Source organism: Pseudomonas sp. NBRC 111130 (assembly GCF_001320485.1).
In the GTDB taxonomy this organism is placed as follows: domain Bacteria; phylum Pseudomonadota; class Gammaproteobacteria; order Pseudomonadales; family Pseudomonadaceae; genus Aquipseudomonas; species Aquipseudomonas vlassakiae.
In genome coordinates this window covers 55896-73918 of sequence record NZ_BCBG01000005.1, presented here as the reverse complement: position 1 = coordinate 73918, position 18023 = coordinate 55896, and the positions used below count along the sequence as shown (strand labels likewise).

General features: G+C 62.6%; 17 protein-coding genes. 5 read left to right on the top strand and 12 right to left on the bottom strand.

The genetic code is table 11. From position 1 onward, the window contains the following. Positions 1–28: 28 nt before the first annotated feature. Together APH33_RS03620 and APH33_RS03615 are read right to left on the bottom strand one after the other, a co-directional pair. Entirely contained in the window at positions 29–874 is an 846-nt protein-coding gene (locus APH33_RS03620; protein ID WP_054883831.1) for an alpha/beta fold hydrolase, read from the bottom strand. 214 nt (positions 875–1088) lie between these two features. Then, the gene (locus APH33_RS03615) at positions 1089–1586 is read right to left on the bottom strand and encodes a GNAT family N-acetyltransferase (protein WP_054883830.1); all 498 of its coding nucleotides are present in this window, start codon (positions 1584–1586) and stop codon (positions 1089–1091) included. A 358-nt stretch (positions 1587–1944) separates the two neighbouring features. Between APH33_RS03615 and APH33_RS03610 the strand changes: the two genes are divergently transcribed. Further along, positions 1945–2322 (top strand): hypothetical protein, encoded by a 378-nt coding sequence (locus APH33_RS03610; protein ID WP_054883829.1) that lies wholly within the window; start codon positions 1945–1947, stop codon positions 2320–2322. A 257-nt stretch (positions 2323–2579) separates the two neighbouring features. On the opposite strand, the gene cyoD is transcribed toward APH33_RS03610, so the two are convergent. The 9 genes from cyoD to APH33_RS03565 form a co-directional block, all read right to left on the bottom strand. After that, positions 2580–2918 carry a cytochrome o ubiquinol oxidase subunit IV gene (gene cyoD / locus APH33_RS03605; protein WP_054883828.1) on the bottom strand — a complete coding sequence of 113 codons (339 nt, stop codon included), beginning with the start codon at positions 2916–2918 and terminating at the stop codon, positions 2580–2582. Further along, positions 2915–3529: a cytochrome o ubiquinol oxidase subunit III gene (cyoC, locus tag APH33_RS03600; RefSeq protein WP_054883827.1), complete on the bottom strand. Its 615-nt coding sequence runs from the start codon at positions 3527–3529 to the stop codon at positions 2915–2917. Before cyoC ends, cyoD begins: the two co-directional genes overlap by 4 nt. 3 nt (positions 3530–3532) lie before the next feature. Continuing rightward, the gene (gene cyoB / locus APH33_RS03595; RefSeq protein WP_054883826.1) at positions 3533–5506 is read right to left on the bottom strand and encodes a cytochrome o ubiquinol oxidase subunit I; all 1974 of its coding nucleotides are present in this window, start codon (positions 5504–5506) and stop codon (positions 3533–3535) included. A gap of 5 nt (positions 5507–5511) precedes the next feature. After that, positions 5512–6429, bottom strand: coding sequence for a ubiquinol oxidase subunit II (gene cyoA / locus APH33_RS03590; protein ID WP_099813700.1), 918 nt, complete (start codon positions 6427–6429; stop codon positions 5512–5514). Positions 6430–6663: 234 nt separating this feature from the next. Then, positions 6664–7989, bottom strand: a complete 1326-nt coding sequence (locus APH33_RS03585; protein WP_054883824.1) for an MFS transporter — start codon at positions 7987–7989, stop codon at positions 6664–6666. 162 nt (positions 7990–8151) lie between these two features. Continuing rightward, entirely contained in the window at positions 8152–9822 is a 1671-nt protein-coding gene (locus APH33_RS03580) for an FAD-dependent oxidoreductase (RefSeq protein ID WP_054883823.1), read from the bottom strand. Between the two features lie 34 nt (positions 9823–9856). Then, entirely contained in the window at positions 9857–10177 is a 321-nt protein-coding gene (locus tag APH33_RS03575; protein ID WP_054883822.1) for an NIPSNAP family protein, read from the bottom strand. After that, positions 10162–11889 (bottom strand): FAD-dependent oxidoreductase, encoded by a 1728-nt coding sequence (locus APH33_RS03570; RefSeq protein ID WP_054883821.1) that lies wholly within the window; start codon positions 11887–11889, stop codon positions 10162–10164. Before APH33_RS03570 ends, APH33_RS03575 begins: the two co-directional genes overlap by 16 nt. Positions 11890–11893: 4 nt before the next feature. Then, positions 11894–12703, bottom strand: a complete 810-nt coding sequence (locus tag APH33_RS03565) for a shikimate dehydrogenase (RefSeq protein WP_054883820.1) — start codon at positions 12701–12703, stop codon at positions 11894–11896. Between the two features lie 145 nt (positions 12704–12848). On the opposite strand from APH33_RS03565, the gene APH33_RS03560 reads away from it, so the two are divergent. Then, entirely contained in the window at positions 12849–13619 is a 771-nt protein-coding gene (locus APH33_RS03560; RefSeq protein ID WP_054883819.1) for an IclR family transcriptional regulator C-terminal domain-containing protein, read from the top strand. A 442-nt stretch (positions 13620–14061) separates the two neighbouring features. Then, a complete protein-coding gene (locus APH33_RS03555) occupies positions 14062–14562 on the top strand; it encodes a glycine zipper domain-containing protein (protein WP_054883818.1) in 501 nt (166 codons plus the stop codon). Between the two features lie 24 nt (positions 14563–14586). Here the strand turns inward: APH33_RS03555 and APH33_RS03550 are convergent, their stop codons facing one another. After that, positions 14587–15447: a CAP domain-containing protein gene (locus APH33_RS03550; RefSeq protein ID WP_054883817.1), complete on the bottom strand. Its 861-nt coding sequence runs from the start codon at positions 15445–15447 to the stop codon at positions 14587–14589. A gap of 210 nt (positions 15448–15657) precedes the next feature. Between APH33_RS03550 and APH33_RS03545 the strand changes: the two genes are divergently transcribed. Then, entirely contained in the window at positions 15658–16599 is a 942-nt protein-coding gene (locus APH33_RS03545) for a chromate resistance protein ChrB domain-containing protein (protein WP_156351883.1), read from the top strand. Next, positions 16592–17962 (top strand): chromate efflux transporter, encoded by a 1371-nt coding sequence (chrA, locus tag APH33_RS03540; protein ID WP_054883816.1) that lies wholly within the window; start codon positions 16592–16594, stop codon positions 17960–17962. The genes APH33_RS03545 and chrA overlap by 8 nt, the downstream gene beginning before the upstream one ends. Positions 17963–18023 lie beyond the last annotated feature (61 nt).

The following is an 18023-nucleotide window of genomic DNA, read 5'->3' as shown; positions in this document are numbered from 1 at the left end:
GCCTTTTCTATGTGCGGCTTCTGGTCAGCTACTCCGCCACGAATGCCCCGATGTGCTGGGCAGTGGCGATGGGATATTGCATGTGAGGACCGTGCCCGGTACTCGGCAAGCTGAGCTGGGTCAGGGTTGGAAATTGCTGGGTCAGCGCCTGCCAGTTCTCTACAGGGAATACGATGTCGTGATCACCACCTATGTGAAGAACTGGGATGTTGGTGGTCTTAAGGACCTGCAGTACTGCTTCCACGGGGAACACCGGGTTCTTGGGCGCGTCGCCCAGTTGCTGTGCAGCCCAGGCAACCGGCACCTGCGGACTACGATTTTGTGTTCTAGACGCCAGTCGCGACCAGGCGAGCTCAGCCGCTGCTCGACTCCGATCTGAGGTTGGCTCGAAGAACAGTTTCACAAAATCTTCGAAGTCGTTTTCACGTCGGGCAAGCTCATAAAAAAGCGGCTCGCCCGTCTTCACCAGCTGGCCGGGAGGCGTTGTGCCCAGCAGTACCGCGTGGCTCACCAGCTGTGGTGCTTGCGCCAGAACAATTTGTGCAGCAATGCCGCCAAGCGACCACCCTCCAATCACGACGCGGCCCAGGCCAAGGGCGTGAATCAGCTCGATGGCATCCTTTGCCAGAGAGCCTGGGTTATAGCTCGCCTGACCTGTTGATTGGCCCAGACCGCTGTAGTCGAAGACTGTTACTTGAAAGCCTTGCGTGACCAGACTATCGAGAAACAGTGGATCCCAATCATCCATCGTGCCTCTATAGCGAATCAGCAAGAGCAAGGGCTTGCCATCGCCTATCGTGCGGTAAGCGAGTCGGCGATTGCTGACATCAATGAAACGAGTTTCTGCTTCAGCGCTTTTGATCGAGGTGGACATCTGGCCTGCTCCTTGGTTTGGTGTGATCCAATCCTGAAGGTTCGGTGTCCAAGGCGGTACGTCGTTTAGGGTTGGTTTTCAGGACATAATGACCTTGTCCACGCATGCAAAAAACGGATTTGTATGATCGCTCAGGGTCGTTAGCAGCCGCCCGTGACCTAACCGGGTGGACTTTCGTCATCAATGCCGTGCGTCCGCAAAGTCTCGAAAGTGATCACCGCACAGCAATGGATTTGGCCATTTCCGCCGTTCCAGCCCAGCCGGCTTGCTCGTACACCGGCTTGCCCGTCTCGGTGGCGTGCAGCACAGCGAACGTGATGCCTCGGCGAGCGAACTCATGCTCAGCCGCTTGCATCAATGACGAAGCCAGGCCCCGGCGGCGGTAGGCCGGCTGGACGTACACATTCAGCACATAGCCACGCTTGTCCAGGGTTGGGTGCGAGGGATGGGGAGGCCAATCGATGCTCATCAGGCCAATCGCGGCCACCACGTGTTCGCCATCCAGGAGTTTGAACCCGTAATACCGACCGTCTCGCAGCCGCTCCTCCAGCCATGGGCGAAAATGCTCAGTCATGACGCGCAGATCTTCAGCAATGCCACCCGCTTCAAGGAACATCTGCTCGCGATGCGAGCAGATCATTTCGGCGTCAGAGGGCCCGACAGGGCGGCACGCCAGACCGTGAAACGCTGCACATCCTTGTAATCCCATCATTGTTTCCCCAGCGTCAGTAGCATCCACTCATGAAGATGCAGCCTATTTCACTCCCTAAACCCTCGCAACTTCTCCAGGAACGACGACGATAACTTCCTTTTGGTCTTTGACACTTGGGAAGGACGGCGGTCCCGTGCCCAAGGGAGGATGTTCATCACCCCGCTGGTTAGCGACAGCACGATGGCCAGAATCTGCAGGCTCATTCCTGTACGTCGGTATTTCAGGGAGCAGTCCACCTGTTTCATGACATATGAGTCATCATGCTCGACGGCCGGGGTACTGCGCAGCTTGAGTTCGACCTGGGTCGGGCTTGTAGGCAATCGGTTGTAATCAGCTATCGAACCAGGACTGAAATGCCATGAATCCATATCTACAAGAAGTCATCGACCTGCACGTGTTGATCGAGGCGCTCTTCGCCAGAGGAGAGGGCCAGGTCGAAGCCATGGTCGAGCGCTTCACGGCGGATTTCTCCATGATCACGCCGACTGGCTTGCAGGTGTGCCTGCAGGATGTCGCCAACCTGTTCGCCACGCGTGCTGGTAGCCAGCCGGGGTTGATCATCGAGCTCTCTGGGTTGGAAACCTTGGCGCAATGGCCGGAGGGTGCAATGGTCCGCTATCAAGAGACCCATCGGCTGCCCGGCCAGGACGCGACGGCACGGCGCTCGACGGCGCTGTTCAGCCTCCAGGGAGACCGCGTTCTGTGGCGCCATCTCCATGAAACCTGGGCAGCCTGATTTGCCGCTTGAGCCTTAGGCAGACACGAATCATCCGTCCGTCGGGGCTTTGCAAACAGGAAAAAACCCTCGACGAAGGCGTCCGTCAAAACAGCTGTAGAGTTCGTTCGACTCTCCACGTCAGGTCTTCGGTCCGCCCAGTGCGGGCCATTTTTTATGACGTCGGAGACCCACAGTCTGGCGACCGCGGCTTCTTCAAGGCCTGGTGCCGTGTCAACCATTACCGTTCGGCGAACTGGCCACAGGCCGGCCAGGTTTCACAAACCGAGCATGTTGTAGTGCACGTAGTACATGATCCACAGCGACAACCCCACCAGCAGCACGATGATCACTATGGTGAAAACAAGCGCCACCAGGCTCCAGCGCTGCTCGCGTGCGGTGGTCAGGTGCAGAAAGAACACCATGTGCACCAGAATCTGCATCACCGCGCAGGCCAGCACCAGCAGGAACGTGGCGCTGCGCGACAAGCTGGGATACATGGCCAGCCCGAAGGGAACGAGCGTCAGCAATGCGGCCAGCACAAAGCCGACGTTGTAGGACTTGTGGCTGGACTGGCTGGCCCCTGCGCTGCTATGAACCTGGCTTTCGCTGCTCATCGGATCACCCCGAACAAGTAAACGACGGTAAACACGCACACCCACACAATGTCGAGGAAGTGCCAGAACAGGCTCAGGCAGCTCAGCCGTGTGGACATGACGCAGCACAGGCCGCGCTGCTGTACCTGAATCATCAGCACGGCCATCCACACCAGACCTGTCAGCACGTGCAGGCCGTGGGTGCCGACCAGGGTGAAGAAGCCAGTGAGGAACGCGCTGCGCTGTGGCCCGTAGCCCTCGGCGATCAGGTGATGGAACTCGTTCACCTCCATGGCGATGAAGCCCAGGCCAAGCGTGAAGGTCACACCCAGCCACTGCAACACGCGGCGTTTGTCCTTGCGGTGATTGGCGAGCATGGCATAGCCGTAGGTGACGCTGCTGAACAGCAGCAGGCTGGTTTCACCGAGTACGTAGGGCAGTTCGAAGATGTCTGCCGCACCCGGGCCGCCTGCCACAGACTGGCCCAGCACGGCGTAGGTGGCGAACAGCGTGGCGAACAGGATGCAGTCGGTCAGCAGGTAGATCCAGAAGCCAAACAGGCTCAGGGAACCCGCATCCTCGTAACCTTGCTCTTGCTGATGGGCGGTTTCGTTCAGGACGATATGCGACATGGATCAGGCCTCCGCCATCAGTTGGCGCCGTTCGGTTTCCACGCGTTCGACTTCCTCGGCTGTCACGTAGTACTCGGTATGCTGGTCGTAGCTGCGCACGATCAATGCCGCCACCGTGGCCAGCAGGCTGGCGATCACCAGCCACCAGATGTGCCAGACCAAGGCGAAGCCCAGCACCGCGCTCAACGCGCCGATCACCACGCCCAGGCTGGTGTTGCAGGGCATGTGAATCTTGCGGAAATCCGCCTCGATCAGCGTCTTGACCCCGCGTTCCTTCATGCCCCAATAGGCATCGATGCCGTGTACTACCGGTTGCTCGGCGAAGTTGTAGAACGGCGGCGGTGACGCAGTGGCCCATTCCAGCGTGCGCCCGTCCCAGGGGTCGCCGGTGTGGTCGCGGTTTTCGTGGCGCTTGCGGATGCTCACAACCAGCTGCGTCAGCTGGCAGGCCACGCCGCAGAGGATGATCAGTACGCCGACCATCTCCAGCAGCAGGAACGGCCGCCACTCCGGCACGTTGAAATGGTTCAGGCGCCGGGTCATGCCCATGAAGCCGAGGAAGTACGACGGCATGAAAGCGAAATAGAACCCCACCAGCCAGCACCAGAACGCAGCGCGCCCCAACGGGTCGTAGAGCTTGAAGCCGAACGCCTTGGGGAACCAGTAGGTCAGCCCGCACATGTAGCCGAATACTGCGCCGCCGATGATCACGTTATGAAAGTGCGCGATCAGGAACAGGCTGTTGTGCAACAGGAAGTCGGCGCCTGGCACAGCCAGCAGCACACCGGTCATGCCACCGATGCTGAAGGTGACGATGAAGCCGACGGTCCACAGCATCGGTGTCTCGAAACGCACTCGCCCGCGGTACATGGTGAACAGCCAGGTGAAGATCTTCACCCCCGTGGGTACAGCGATGATCATCGTCATGATGCCGAAGAATGCGTTCACGTTCGGCCCGGCGCCCATGGTGAAGAAGTGGTGCACCCAGACGATGAACGACAGCACGGTGATGACGATCGTCGCCCATACCAGCGAGTAATAGCCGAACAGCCGCTTGCGCGAGAAGGTCGAGGCGACTTCCGAGAAAATGCCAAACGCCGGCAGAATCAGGATGTACACCTCAGGGTGGCCCCAGGCCCAGATGAGGTTGATGTACATCATCGGGTTGCCACCCAGCTCGTTGGTGAAAAAATGCATCCCCAGGTAGCGATCGAGGCTGAGCATGAACAAGGTGGCGGTCAGGATGGGGAATGCCGCCAGAATCAGGATCGAGGTGCACAGCACCGTCCAGGTGAACACCGGCATGCGGAACAGCGTCATGCCCGTGGTACGCATCTTGAGGATGGTGACCAGGAAATTGAGCCCCGTCAGCAAGGTGCCTATCCCCGATATCTGCAATGACCAGATGTAGTAGTCAACGCCCACTCCGGGGCTGTAGGCGATGCCGGACAAAGGCGGATAGGCGACCCAGCCGGTGCGGGCGAACTCACCAATGCCCAGTGAGAGGTTGACCAGCACCGCGCCGGAAACGAACAGCCAGAAGCTCACCGCGTTCAGGAACGGGTAGGCCACGTCGCGCGCGCCGATCTGCAACGGCACCACAATGTTCATCAGGCCGACCACGAACGGCATGGCCATGAAGAAGATCATGATCACGCCGTGGGCGGTGAAGATCTGGTCATAGTGCTCTGGCGGCAGATAGCCGGGCGAACCGTCCGAGGCCATGGCCTGCTGGGTACGCATCATCAACGCGTCGGCGAAACCGCGCAGCAGCATCACCAGGGCGACGACGATGTACATCACGCCGATGCGCTTGTGGTCGACCGAGGTAAACCACTCCTTCCACAGGTACGTCCATTTGCGCTTGTAGGTGATGGCTGCGACACCGCCGAAGCCGATCAGTCCGACCACCGCAAGGGTATACATGATGATGGGCTCGCCGAGCGGGATGGCATCCCAGGTCAGTTTTCCGAACATGTGCCTCACTCCTTGCTGCCTTGCGGCGATTGACCCTGAGGGGCGCCCAGGCGCTCCTCGACCTCGCGGGATCGGTTGACACCCTGGTACTTGTCGATCAGCGACTGGAACAGCCCGGCATCGACCGCAGCGTAATGCTCTACCGGGTGAGCGACGCTGGGTTTGGCCAGCTGCGCATAGCGGCTCTGATCGAGCTGGCGTTGCGAGCTGCGCACCTTGGCCACCCAGGCATCGAAACCGGCCTGGTCGAGTGCAAGGGCATTGAAGTGCATGTCGGAGAAGCCGGGGCCGTTGTAGTTGGCGGCGATACCGGTGTAGCGCCCCGGTGCGTTGGCAATCAGGTGGAGCTGGGTCTGCATGCCGGCCATCGCGTAGATCTGCCCACCCAGTGCAGGGATGAAGAACGAGGTAATGGCGCCATCGGAGGTCACCCGGAAATCCACGGGTGTGTCCACCGGCATAGCCAGCTCGTTGACCGTGGCGATACCCAGTTCGGGGTAGACGAACAGCCACTTCCAGTCCGTGGCGATGACCTGCACCTTGACCGGCGCCTTGGCGGCATCAAGTGGGCGGTAAGGGTCGAGCGCGTGGGTCGAGCGCCAGGTCACGACCCCGAGTACGATGATGATGATCAGCGGCACGCCCCAGACCACGGCCTCGATTGCGCGCGAGTGGCTCCACTCGGGCGTATAGCGGGCCTTTTCGTTGGAGGCGCGGTAATGCACCGAAAACACCAACGCCATGATCATGACCGGGACGACCACCACCAGCATCAACAGCGTGGCCAGGATGATCAGGTTGCGTTGTTCCAGCCCGACCTGGCCCTTTGGGTTGAACAACACCATGTCGCAGCCCGAAAGCTGTAGCGCGATGATGCCCAGCATCAACAGCCCGAATAGTCGTGCGGCTTTGGAAGTTCCCATTACCATGCGCCCGGTCCTGTAATTGTTGCTGAATATGTTGTTGTGCTGGTTTAGAAGGAGGACCCGCGCATGAAGGTTGTATGTAAATCATGTAATCACGACGAACGGCGGTCTGACGCCGCTTGCCTGGTTCAGGGCTGGGTACCGGTTCGCCCGGGTTCGATACCTGCGCAAACCGGGCAGGCATGAAAAAGGGGCCTGCCAAGGCCCCTTCGAGGTCAGTGCAACCCGCGCTTATCGGGCTTCGATCTTGCGCGGTGCCATGAAGTACATCCAGGTCAGCGCCAGGAAGTACATGGCCGGGATCATGGTGAACAGCACGGCATAGTTATTGTTCGTCGCCATCAGCACACTGCCGACGATCTGCGTCATGAACATCCCGCCAATCGCTGCGCACATGCTGGCGAAGCCGAACACCGTGCTGATCAGGTGCTTGGGTGTGTAGTCCATCACCAGGCTCCAGATGTTGGCGGTCCAGGCCTGGTGCGCGCCGACTGCCAGGGCGATGGCCAGCACCGCGATCCACAGGCCGCTGGCATGGGCGGCGAAGGTCACGCTGACCATGGTGCAGGCGAAGATCAGCATCGACACCAGGCGTGCCGTGGTGGCGCGCACGCCGCGGCCGATCAGCCACGAGGAAAGGATGCCGCCGCCGATGCTGCCGAAGTCCGCGGTCAGCCAGATCAACATCAGTGGGATGCCCATCTGAGTGACGCTGATGCCCAGGCTGTACTGCTGGTTGAGAAACGGTGGCAGCCAGTACAGGTAGAACCAGAACACCGGCGCGGTGATCGCATAAGCCACGGCGAAGGCCCAGGTGCCACGCATGCCGAGGATACGGCTGAAGGGCAAACGCGCTGCTTGCGGCTCACCGTCTTGCAGGATGTAGTCGAGTTCGCTCTGGCGTACATGCGGGTGCTCTTCCGGGTTGAAGTACTTCAGGCCCCAGAACACCAGCCAGACCAAGCCCAGGCAGCCCATGGCGATGAACGCGGCCTGCCAGCCCCACACGCTGAGGATCAGTGGCAGCAGGGCCGGGGTGACCATGGCGCCGACGTTGGTGCCGGCGTTGAACAGCCCGGTGGCGATGGCGCGTTCGCCGGCAGGGAACCACAGGCGCACGGTCTTCACGCAGGCCGGGTAGTTGGCCGCTTCGGTCAGGCCGAGGATGAAGCGGCAGACCATGAAACCGGCCGCCGAGGTGGCCAGGCCATGGGCCCCGGTGGCCAGGCTCCACAGCAGCACGGCGGCGAAGAAGGCACGCTTGACGCCGACCTTGTCGATCAGCCGGCCCTGCAGCACGAAGCCGACGGCATAGCCGACCTGGAACCAGAAATTGATGTTGGCATAGTCCATCGCCGTCCAGCTCATGGCCTTGGCCAGTTCCGGCTGCATGATGCCGAGCGCGGCGCGGTCGATGTAGTTCAGGGTGGTAGCGAAGAATACCAGGGCGAGCATGCCCCAACGGGTCTTGCCGACGGCGAAGGCACCACGGATCTTGTTGCCGATGCCGGCGCAGGGCAGTTGTGGGCTGGCGGTTGTGAGCTTGGAGTGATTCATATCCGGGTCATTTCTTGAAATTGTAATGGACGGCTTTTTCTCGAACGTGACCTGGCCCCAGGCAGGGGGTACACGCAAGGCCGGTGCATGGTGAGCAGTGAATCGGCGAGCGTCAATTCAGGGGAGGGGGCTATTGTTCGATAACCGAACAATAGCGCCTGTTTACGGGCAGCTCAGCGCCTTGCCCGCCAAGTAGCCGAAGGTCATGCCCGGCCCCAAGGTGATACCGCCACTAGGATAATGCCCGGCCATCACACTGTGCATGTCGTTGCCGACCGCGAACAGGCCGGGTATCGGCTGTTGCGTATGATCGAGCACGCGTGCCGAGGCATCGGTGCACAGGCCGACAAAGGTGCCGAGGCTGCCAGGCAGCAGTTTCACCGCATGAAAAGGCCCGTACAGCAAGGGGCGCAGCGAAGGGTTTGGCCCATGCAGCGGTTCGCCCTGGGCTTTGTTGTAGGCCGATGCGCCGCGCTGGAAGGCCGGGTCTTCGCCGAGCGCGGCGTGCCGATTGAAGTCGGCCACGGTGCGCTGCAGTTGCCTGGCATCGATGCCGCAGCGCTGCGCCAGTTCTGCCAGGGACTGGCCGCTGAACAGGTAGCCGCGGCGCCGATAGAAACCGGTCGGGAAAGGGAACGGCTTGGCCCAGCCGATACCGTAGCGTCGCTGTGCGGCATGGTCGCAGATCAGCCAGGCTTCGTGCGCTTCGCCCGGTGGCGTGGCGGCGAACAGTGCAGTCATGAAATCGTGGTAGCAGTCCGCTTCGTTGACGAAACGTCGGCCGTCGCGGCGCACGGCGATGAAGCCAGGCTTGGCGCGGTCGATCAGGTGCGGAAAGTGGCCAACGCTGCCGTCACGGCGCGGCACCCGGGAAACCGGTGCCCAGGCGCCTGCCTGCACCAGCGTGCCGAGCTGGGCCCCGGCCTGTTCGCCGAGGTTCAGGCCATCGCCGCTGTTCTCTGGCGGCGCCGCCGAGTGGTGCTGTGTGCCATCGGGGGCGTGGGGCATCAGCTGGGCGATGCGTTGGCGATCATGGGCAAATCCGCCACAGGCCAGGACCACGCCACGGCGTGCCCGGACCACCCGGCCATCGGCGAACTGCGCGCCGTCGATGCGCCCATCGCCGAGCAAGCGGACGGCCGCTTTGTCGGTGAGCACAGTCACGCCAAGGTCCAGGGCACTGCGCAACAGGCGTGCAACCAGGGCGTTGCCGTTGACCAGTTGCAGGCCGCGCCGATGCAGCAGCAGGTCGCGGCCATGGCGCAACAGGCGCTTGGCAACGTGCCAGGCCGCTTGCGGCGAGCGGCGGGCATTGAAGAAGGCTGCCATGTCGGCACCCCCGGCGATGCCCATGCCCGCCAGGCTGACGATGTCCAGCGGCGGGCGCAGCGTGTGCAGCCATGGGCCAAGCAACCGACCGTCGAACGGCAACGCGCACAGCAAGCGCCCGCCGCTCGCGCTGCCATCGCCTGCATGCATGTCGGGCATCTTGCTGCCGGACTGGAACTGTACGGCAGTGTGCTGCTGGAAGAACGCCACCATTTCCGGGCCATGGCGCAGGAAGGCTTGCTGGCGAGGGTCCAGTTCGGTGACGTGGGTCTGGGCACGCAGGTAGCGTTCCGGGGCGTCGTCGCCTTCGACGATACCTTCGGCAACCGCCAGCGGGTTGCGTGGAATCCACAGCCAGCCCCCCGACCAGGCGCTGGTGCCGCCAAGCTGGCTGGCCTTTTCCGCGACAATCACCCGCAGGCCGTGATGCGCGGCGGTAACGGCGGCCGCCAGGCCAGAGGCACCGGAGCCGATCACTAGTACGTCACATTCGAGGGGTTGCATGCTGGGGGGGCCGCTCAGGTTATGAAGGGGTCAGTCATTGCAGCGGTGAAAAGCCGGTAGGGCGCAGTAGTCGCGAGTGCAGTTGCAGCACCGCGCCCAGCTCCCGATTGCGCCGCGAGAACTCTGCCCAGCGCGGGTCGGCGGCCATGGCGGCACGGCGCGCCATGCGCTCGTCGAGGCTGGCATAGGCCCACAGGTGCACCACCTGGTTGACCTCGCCGAACTCGCTGGTGAAGAAGCCCACCAGGTTGCCCAGGTGCTCGCGCTGCACCGCCAGCGCATGGCTCTGGTACAGCGCCAGCCAGTCGGCCATCTTCAGCGGGTCGAGGGTGTAGGTTCTCAGTTCGTAGAACATGCGGGTTTCTCCTGGTGGCTGGCTGGCGCCTGCAGGCGCTCGACGATATGGCTGGCAGCGATCCAGCCGAAGGTCAGGGCGGGGCCCAGGGTGATCCCGGGGCCGGGGTAGGTGCCGTTCATCATTGAATTCATGTCGTTGCCCACTGCATACAGCCCGGCAATCGGTGCGCCGCTGCGGTTCAGTACGTTGGCATTGGCGTCGGTCACCAGGCCGCGCGCCGAGCCGAGGTCGCCGGTATGGAGGCGAATGGCGTAGTACGGCGCCTTGGTCAGCGGAGCCAGGCACGGGTTGGGCTGGTGCCGAGGGTCGCCCATGTAGCGGTTGTAGCTGTTGCCGCCTTTGCCGAATGCACGGTCGATGCCGTTGCGGGCGTCGGCATTGAAATGCTCAAGCGTCTGCTGCAACGCTTGCGTATCGACGCTGATGGCCGCAGCCAGGGCGGGCACGCTGTCGGCGCGCAGCAGGTAGCCGGCGGCAATCAGTGCCGAATTGTCCACCGGCTTAGGCCGCGCCAGGCCCAGGCCGTAACGGTTCATCGCCTCGGCGTCGCAGATCAGCCAGCAATGGCCGATGCCGTTGGCGAACATGCTCTGCACGAAGTGGTGATAGGAGTTGGCTTCGTTGACGAAGCGCCGCCCGACCGGGTCGACCGCGATCACCCCAGGCTTGGCACGGTCGGTGACCAAGTGCGCAAAGCGCTCGCGTTGGCCATTGGCATGCTGCAGCTCGGACACCGGCGCCCAGAAGAAATTGGCCGCCAGGCCTGCGCCCTGGGCTGCCGATACCGCCTCGCCAAGGCGTAGCGCGGCGCCGTCGTTGGTGGGCGGCGACATGCTCAGGTGTGGCGCTGAGGTATCCGGGCGGTCAGCTGCCGCCAGCTGCCCGGCAGCAAAGCCCCCCATGGCACAGACCACCCCACCGCGGGCCTGCACCCGTATCCGTCGGCCCTCGCGCTGCACGATCACGCCGGTTACCACGCCGCGTTCGACGATCAGCGCTTGTGCTTCGCTGCGCAGCCAAAGTGTTGTGCCGTCGGCGAAGGCACTGTTGGCCAGGCGGGCGATCAGGGCGTTGCCGGTGGTCAGGCGGGTGCCCCGCGGGTGCTTGAGGCGATCCCGTGCGTAGCGTGCCATCAGCTTCAGGCAGTGCCACAGCGAGGCGGGCGAGCGGCGCAGGTTGAGAAAGTGCTGGATGTCGACGCGGTTGACCATCATGCCACCGAACAACAGCATGCCCGGCGGCGGCATTTTCAGGTCCTTGAAACGCGGACCGAGATGGCGTCCGTCGTACTCGACCATTTCCAGGGCGCGGCCGAACTCGGGGGCGCCAGGCGCGTCGGGGTAGTAGTCGGGCGAATGCGGGCGCAGGCTGTAACGCAGTTCGGTGTGCTGCTCCAGCCAGCGCAGGGCTTGCTGGCCCCGGTCAATGAAGACGTCCACCAGTGCCGGGTTGTAACCATCGCCGATGATGGCCTTCAGGTAGGTGCGCAGGGCCTCGGGGGAATCCTTGGCCCCGGCGGCCCGTGCCTGATCGCTGCCGTAGATCCACACCGCACCTCCGGAGATTGCCGAGGTGCCGCCGAAGTGCTCGGCCTTTTCCACCACCAGTACCTTCAGCCCGTGGCGGGCAGCCGTGGCGGCCGTGGCGAATCCTCCGGCACCGCTGCCGAGCACCACCAGGTCGAACACGGCTTGTTCGCTAGCGTTCATGGTTTCAGATCTCCAGCGGGGTGACGCCCATGAAGGCGCCGAGGTGGCCCAGTTGGGCGAAGGCCATCTGCGCGCCGGTCTGGATCGGGCAGCCGCGTTCACGCGCCTTGTGCAGCAGCGGGGTAATTTCTGGTGAAGTGACCACGTCGGCCACCAGCGTGCTGGCTTGCAGGGTCTCCAGCAGTGCCACCGGCAGCGGCAGTTCGCCGCTGTCGCCCATGCCGATGGGGGAGGCGTTGACGACCAGGTCGAAGACCTCCAGCGAGTGGTATTCAGTGGCGACTGCCAGTGCCGGGAAGGCATTGCCGAGCACTTCTCCCAGCGCACCGACGCGTTCCGCGCAGGGGTCGCTGAGGGTGATCTGGCCAAGGCCCGCTTCACCCAGCGCGTAGGCAATGGCACTGCCGACCCCGCCACAGCCCACCATCAGCGCACGCTTGCCGTTGGCCACAAAGCCTTGTTGGCGGGCGGCGCCGAGGAACCCCGCGCCATCGACGTTGTCGCCAACCAGGCGGCCATCACCTTCGCGGCGAATCACGTTGACCGAACCCAGTGCCTGGGCACGTGCGCTGAGCCTGTCCAGTCGCGCGGCCAGGGCTTGCTTGTACGGCACGGTGACCACGCAGCCGCGCAAGTTGCGCCAACTGCGCAAGGTGTCGACAAAGGTGTCCAGCGCGGTTGGCTGCAGGTCGATGGGAAGCATCGCCAGGTCGCGGGCATTGTTGGCGAACCAAGTATTGAAGTTTTCCGGCGACTTCACCTGAGCAATAGGTGAACCGACGATGGCGACCAGTTCGGTTGAACCTCGGATCATGCTGACCTCCGTCATGACTGTTGTTGTGGAGGCAAGCTTGTAGTGAGGCGATTTGATCAACAATGCGCTTATCGGGCATTTGATGCGATAATCGCAGCTATCTTTCGGTAATCGCATCAACAGCCACTTTACCCGAGCCGAACCCATGTCCCGACCCGAGATCCACCCGCGCGACCTGATCGCCGGCCTGCAGAAAGGCCTGGCGCTGATGCAGCTCTTCAATGCCGAGCAGCCACGCCTGAGTGTGCCTCAGGCGGCCAGGCTGTCTGGCTTGACTCCCAGTGCCGCCCGGCGCTTTCTGCTGACGTTGGTCCACGAAGGCTTTGCCGAGACCGACAACCGCCATTACTGGCTTACGCCCAAGGCCCTGCGCCTCGGCCAGGCCTATGTCGACTCGGCGCAGTTGCCACGCATGTTGCGGCCGATCGTCGAGCAGGTGGCGCGGCAGACCCAGGAACATGTGTCGGTGGGTAGCCGTGATGGCGACGAGATCATCCACCTGGTGCGCAGCCGCTACAGCCACATCGCTTCGTTGTCGATCCGCCCCGGGTCGCGGGTGCCGATGTATTGCACGGCAAGTGGCAGGGTCTGGCTGGCGTGGCTGGAGGAGCAGCAACGCGAGGAATACTTCGCGCGCAACCCGCTGCAGGCGCTGACGCCTTATACCCAGACCGACAGGGCGTTGCTGGAGGCGGAGTTGCAGCGGGTGAGGGCGCAGGGCTACAGCATCGTCGATCAGGAATATGAAATCGGCATGCGTGTGCTGGGCGTGCCGTTGCTCGATCGCAGCGGCCAATTGAAGGCGACCTTGACGATCACCACCCATGCGTCGCGGTTGAGCATTGAAGAGATGCGCCTGCGTTACCTGGCGACGCTGTATGAGGCGCAGGGGTTGCTCAAACCGGTGCTGGATTGAGCTGTAACAGGCTGTCCTGGGTTGCTGTGGGGCAAGCCCGCGAAGCAAGCGACGCGGTGTATGGCACGGGCTTCGCCCGTGTTCGCGGGCGCGCCCGCTCCCACAGAGCCCGCGCCTGCAGTGAGGGTAGTTTGACTTTCAGTGTGCTTGAAGTTGCAGACCTGGAGCTTGGCCGGCCATGCAGCCTATATCCTTGGATGTGCCGAAAGCGCAGGGGATGCAAGCTGTGCGCTTTGTCGACGCGCAGTAGCTGCGTCAGGCGCTGGCGGGCTTTGAGCTGCTGAGTGCCAAGTAGCCAAAGACTGTCAAAAAGCCGCAAAGTTTCACGGGAAAAACAGTAACTTAGAGAATTTTTGCAACCCGTGTTACTGGTCGGATTTCCGTTGAAAGCCTCCTTGCAGAGCCTCAGGATCGCCTCGGCATTCCCTTGAGGCTTTCATCCATGAAGTACTCCTCGATTCTCTTGTTGTCACTTGGCCTGTTGAGCGGCGTCGCTTCTGCAGGCGGCAATACCGAAGCAGGCATAGGCGGCGCGCTGGGCGGGGTACTGGGCTCGGTGGTCGGTCAGTCGATCGGCGGCAGCACCGGCTCGGCAATCGGCGCAGGCTTGGGTGGCGCGGCCGGCGGTGCGGTGGGGGCCAACAAGCACAGCCGTGGCGAAGCGGCCATTGGCGGCGCACTGGGCGCTGCCGGCGGCAACGTGCTTGGCCGGCAGATGGGCGGCACTACGGGCAGCATGATCGGTGCAGCAGCCGGTGGCGGCGTCGGCGGTGCCCTGGGTAACCACATGGGCCGCGAATACGACGATGAAAGTGGTCATCGCGGCGGTGGTCGCGACTATGACGATGATGACGACGACCGTGGCTGGCGCCGTCACCACCACGACCGTGGTCATCACTATGGCTGGCGCAAACATCACCGCGACTGGCGCGACGACGACTGATCGGCGCCGAGGTTGGCGCGCCGTTCAAGGCGCGCCGAACAGCATCGTCCAGTACACCCCCTCATCACTGCTCGCATTCGCGACATAGGCCGCGCCAACCTGGGTGAACATCGGGTTCATCAGATTGGCACAATGCCCGGGGCTGGCCAGCCAGCCGGCCATCGCCTTGCTCGGGGATCCTTGGCCGGCGGCAATATTCTCACCGATCTGACGCCCCCGGTAGCCGGCATCCCACGCCCGGTCTGTGGGCAAATCGCCGTTGGGGTCGCGGTGCGCGAAATAGTTGCCGTTGGCCATCGCCCGGCTGTGGCGCTGCGCTGCCGTGCCCAGGGCGGTGTTCCAGCTGAGCGGGCGCGCAGCGGCGAAACGCTGGCGACCACACAGCCGCGACTTGGCCCGAGCGGCGTTGACCTGCGCCAGTAACGCGTTGCTCGCGGAGCGCTGATCGCCGAGCTGTGCGTCGAGCACGGGACGCGCCAACACCACCTGCCACTCATTGCGGCTGCGGCTGACACCGATGTCGGCAAACTGGTTATCGAGCAAGGCCGCGCAGTAGTGGCTGCGCAGGCGGTCGAAAGCCTCCTCGGCATCTGTTGCGCCGGCTAAACGGATGCTGCGCACCTTTACGGCCTGATAGCCAGCGTCCTTCAAGCCTTCCCGCAAAGCGCCGCCGTAGCCAACCGGTAGTGCCAGGCTCGACTTCAACGCCAGCGGTGTCGAGACCACCACTCTGCGCCCTTCGCAGCGCTGTGGCTGGGCGCGGTAATCATTGATGGCCGCCACCAGCTGGCGTTCCCCGCCGGCCAGGGCGGGGCTGATGAACAGGAGGAAGAAGTGAACGAGGCACAGCGAGACAAACGACGAGCAGCGGGCAGCTTGGCGCATGGGCGAACAGCTCTGGAGGGATGATGGCGGGCGTGTCGATCTAAGGGCCCGAGTATGACTGCGCGCCTGGATACGGGTTCACGAACACTGGAGACAAATCTGGCGGTAGAAGCAGCGTCCCGGTTTTCAGCACACTCCAAGAATAATCGTTGCTTTTGGATAAGCCTGTATTACTGTAGAGGTAAGTACATTTTATGATGAATACTCTACATGAGCCTGTGGTCGCTACTGATCCTTGGGTTGCCGACGGCCAACGCCACCGAGCGAATGCGTGCCTGGAGAACCCTTAAAGCCTCTGGCGCAGCAGTTCTGCGCGATGGCGTATACCTGCTGCCAGAAAGTCACGTGGGCCGAGAAACCTTCGAAGCCGTGGAGCGTGATGTACTGGCCAGCAACGGCACAGCGTTTCTGTTCTCGCTGTCTGAACCTGAGGAACGCTTCAGCGGGTTGTTCGACAGAAGCGATGAGTACACCAGGCTGATGCAAGACGTTGCCGATAGCCGGACTGAGCTGACGCCGGATAATGCGCTTCACATTGCACGGCAGGCACGCAAGCTCAGAAAGGCCTTTGGCCAGTTGGCAGCCATCGATTTCTTCCCTGGCCTGCTCAAGGCTCATGCCGACTCGGCCCTGCAAGACCTTGAGACCGCTATCAGCCGGGCGCTGTCCGCCGATGAGCCACGTGCGCACGACCAAGTCATCACTCGACTCAGCCGCACCGACTACCAGGGACGACGATGGGCAACCCGAAAACGCCCATGGGTGGATCGGTTGGCCTGCGCCTGGCTGATTCGTCGCTTCATCGACACTGACGCCCAATTCATCTGGTTGAACCATCCCAGCGACTGCCCAAGCGATGCACTGGGCTTCGATTTTGATGGGGCCAGGTTCAGTCACGTTGGCCAGCGGGTTTCCTTCGAAACCCTCATCGAGAGCTTTGCCGTGCAGCAGCCAGGCCTGGCACGTTTGGCCGGCGTCATTCACTACCTGGATGCAGGCGGCAATCAACCTGCCGAGGCACCCGGTATCGAGCGTGTCCTCGCAGGCTTGAGAGCGAGCATTGACGATGACGATCAATTGACCGTGGTCGCCGGGGGCATCTTCGATGGCCTGCTGGCGGCTTTTGCAAGTGAGGAATCGCAAAATGGTTGATACCCCCTCGGCAATAAGCGAGCAGCTGCCATCGCAAGCGACTCGGCAGCCGATCGGCCTGTATGAAGCCTTCCTGTTCTGGCTCAAGTTAGGCTTCATCAGCTTTGGCGGGCCTGCGGGGCAGATCTCGATCATGCACCAGGAGTTGGTCGAACGCAGGCGCTGGATCAGCGAGAAGCGCTTTCTGCACGCGCTGAACTACTGCATGTTGTTGCCCGGCCCCGAGGCCCAGCAGCTCGCCACCTATATCGGTTGGCTCATGCACCGCAGCTGGGGCGGGCTGATTGCCGGCGCATTGTTCGTGCTGCCTTCGCTGTTCATCTTGATCGGCCTGTCCTGGGTCTACGTTGCCTTTGGCGAGGTGCCGGTCGTCGCAGGGATCTTCTATGGCATCAAGCCCGCGGTCACCGCGATTGTCGTCCATGCCGCTCACCGGATTGGTTCACGAGCCCTTAAGAATGGCTGGCTGTGGGCAATAGCCGGCGCCTCGTTCGCGGCGATCTTCGCGCTCAACGTGCCGTTCCCGCTGATCGTGCTGGCGGCCGCCATCATCGGCTATGTGGGCGGTCGCGTCGCACCAGGCACATTCGTGATCGGTGGCGGTCATGGTGCGGCAAAATCCAGTTATGGCCCAGCCCTGATCGATGACGACACCCCAACCCCAGAACATGCGCGTTTCAGATGGGGTCACCTGGTACGCCTGCTGCTGGTCGGCGCAGGCCTGTGGGTGCTGCCCATGGGGTTGCTGATGCTGTCGTTTGGCTGGGACGGCACCCTGACGCAGATGGGCTGGTTCTTCACCAAGGCCGCACTGCTGACCTTTGGCGGTGCCTACGCGGTGCTGCCCTATGTTTATCAGGGAGCGGTTGGGCATTACGGCTGGTTGACCCCCACCCAGATGATCGATGGCCTCGCCTTGGGAGAAACGACGCCAGGGCCACTGATCATGGTGGTTGCCTTCGTCGGATTCATAGGCGGGTACGTGCATCCGATGTTCGGTAACCAGCACCCGTTCCTTGCCGGTGCAGTCGCGGCGAGCCTCGTCACCTGGTTCACCTTCCTGCCGTCGTTCATCTTCATCCTTGCCGGAGGCCCGGTGGTGGAATCGACCCACAACGAGATGAAATTCACCGCACCGCTGACCGGCATCACTGCGGCTGTGGTGGGGGTGATCTTCAACCTAGCCTTGTTCTTCGGCTACCACGTGCTTTGGCCGACGGGCTTCAATGGGGCGTTCGACTGGCCGTCCGCAGTGATTGCGCTCAGCGCTGCGATTGCTTTGTTCAGGTTCAAGCGCGGTGTGATTCAGGTGCTGTTCGCCTGTGCACTGGCAGGGCTGGCGGTGCACCTGTTGCGCTCATGACGGCAGAGGCAACTTGTGCCCAGCAACCTTAGTCCGGATTTTCAATTGCCGGCGGCTGGCT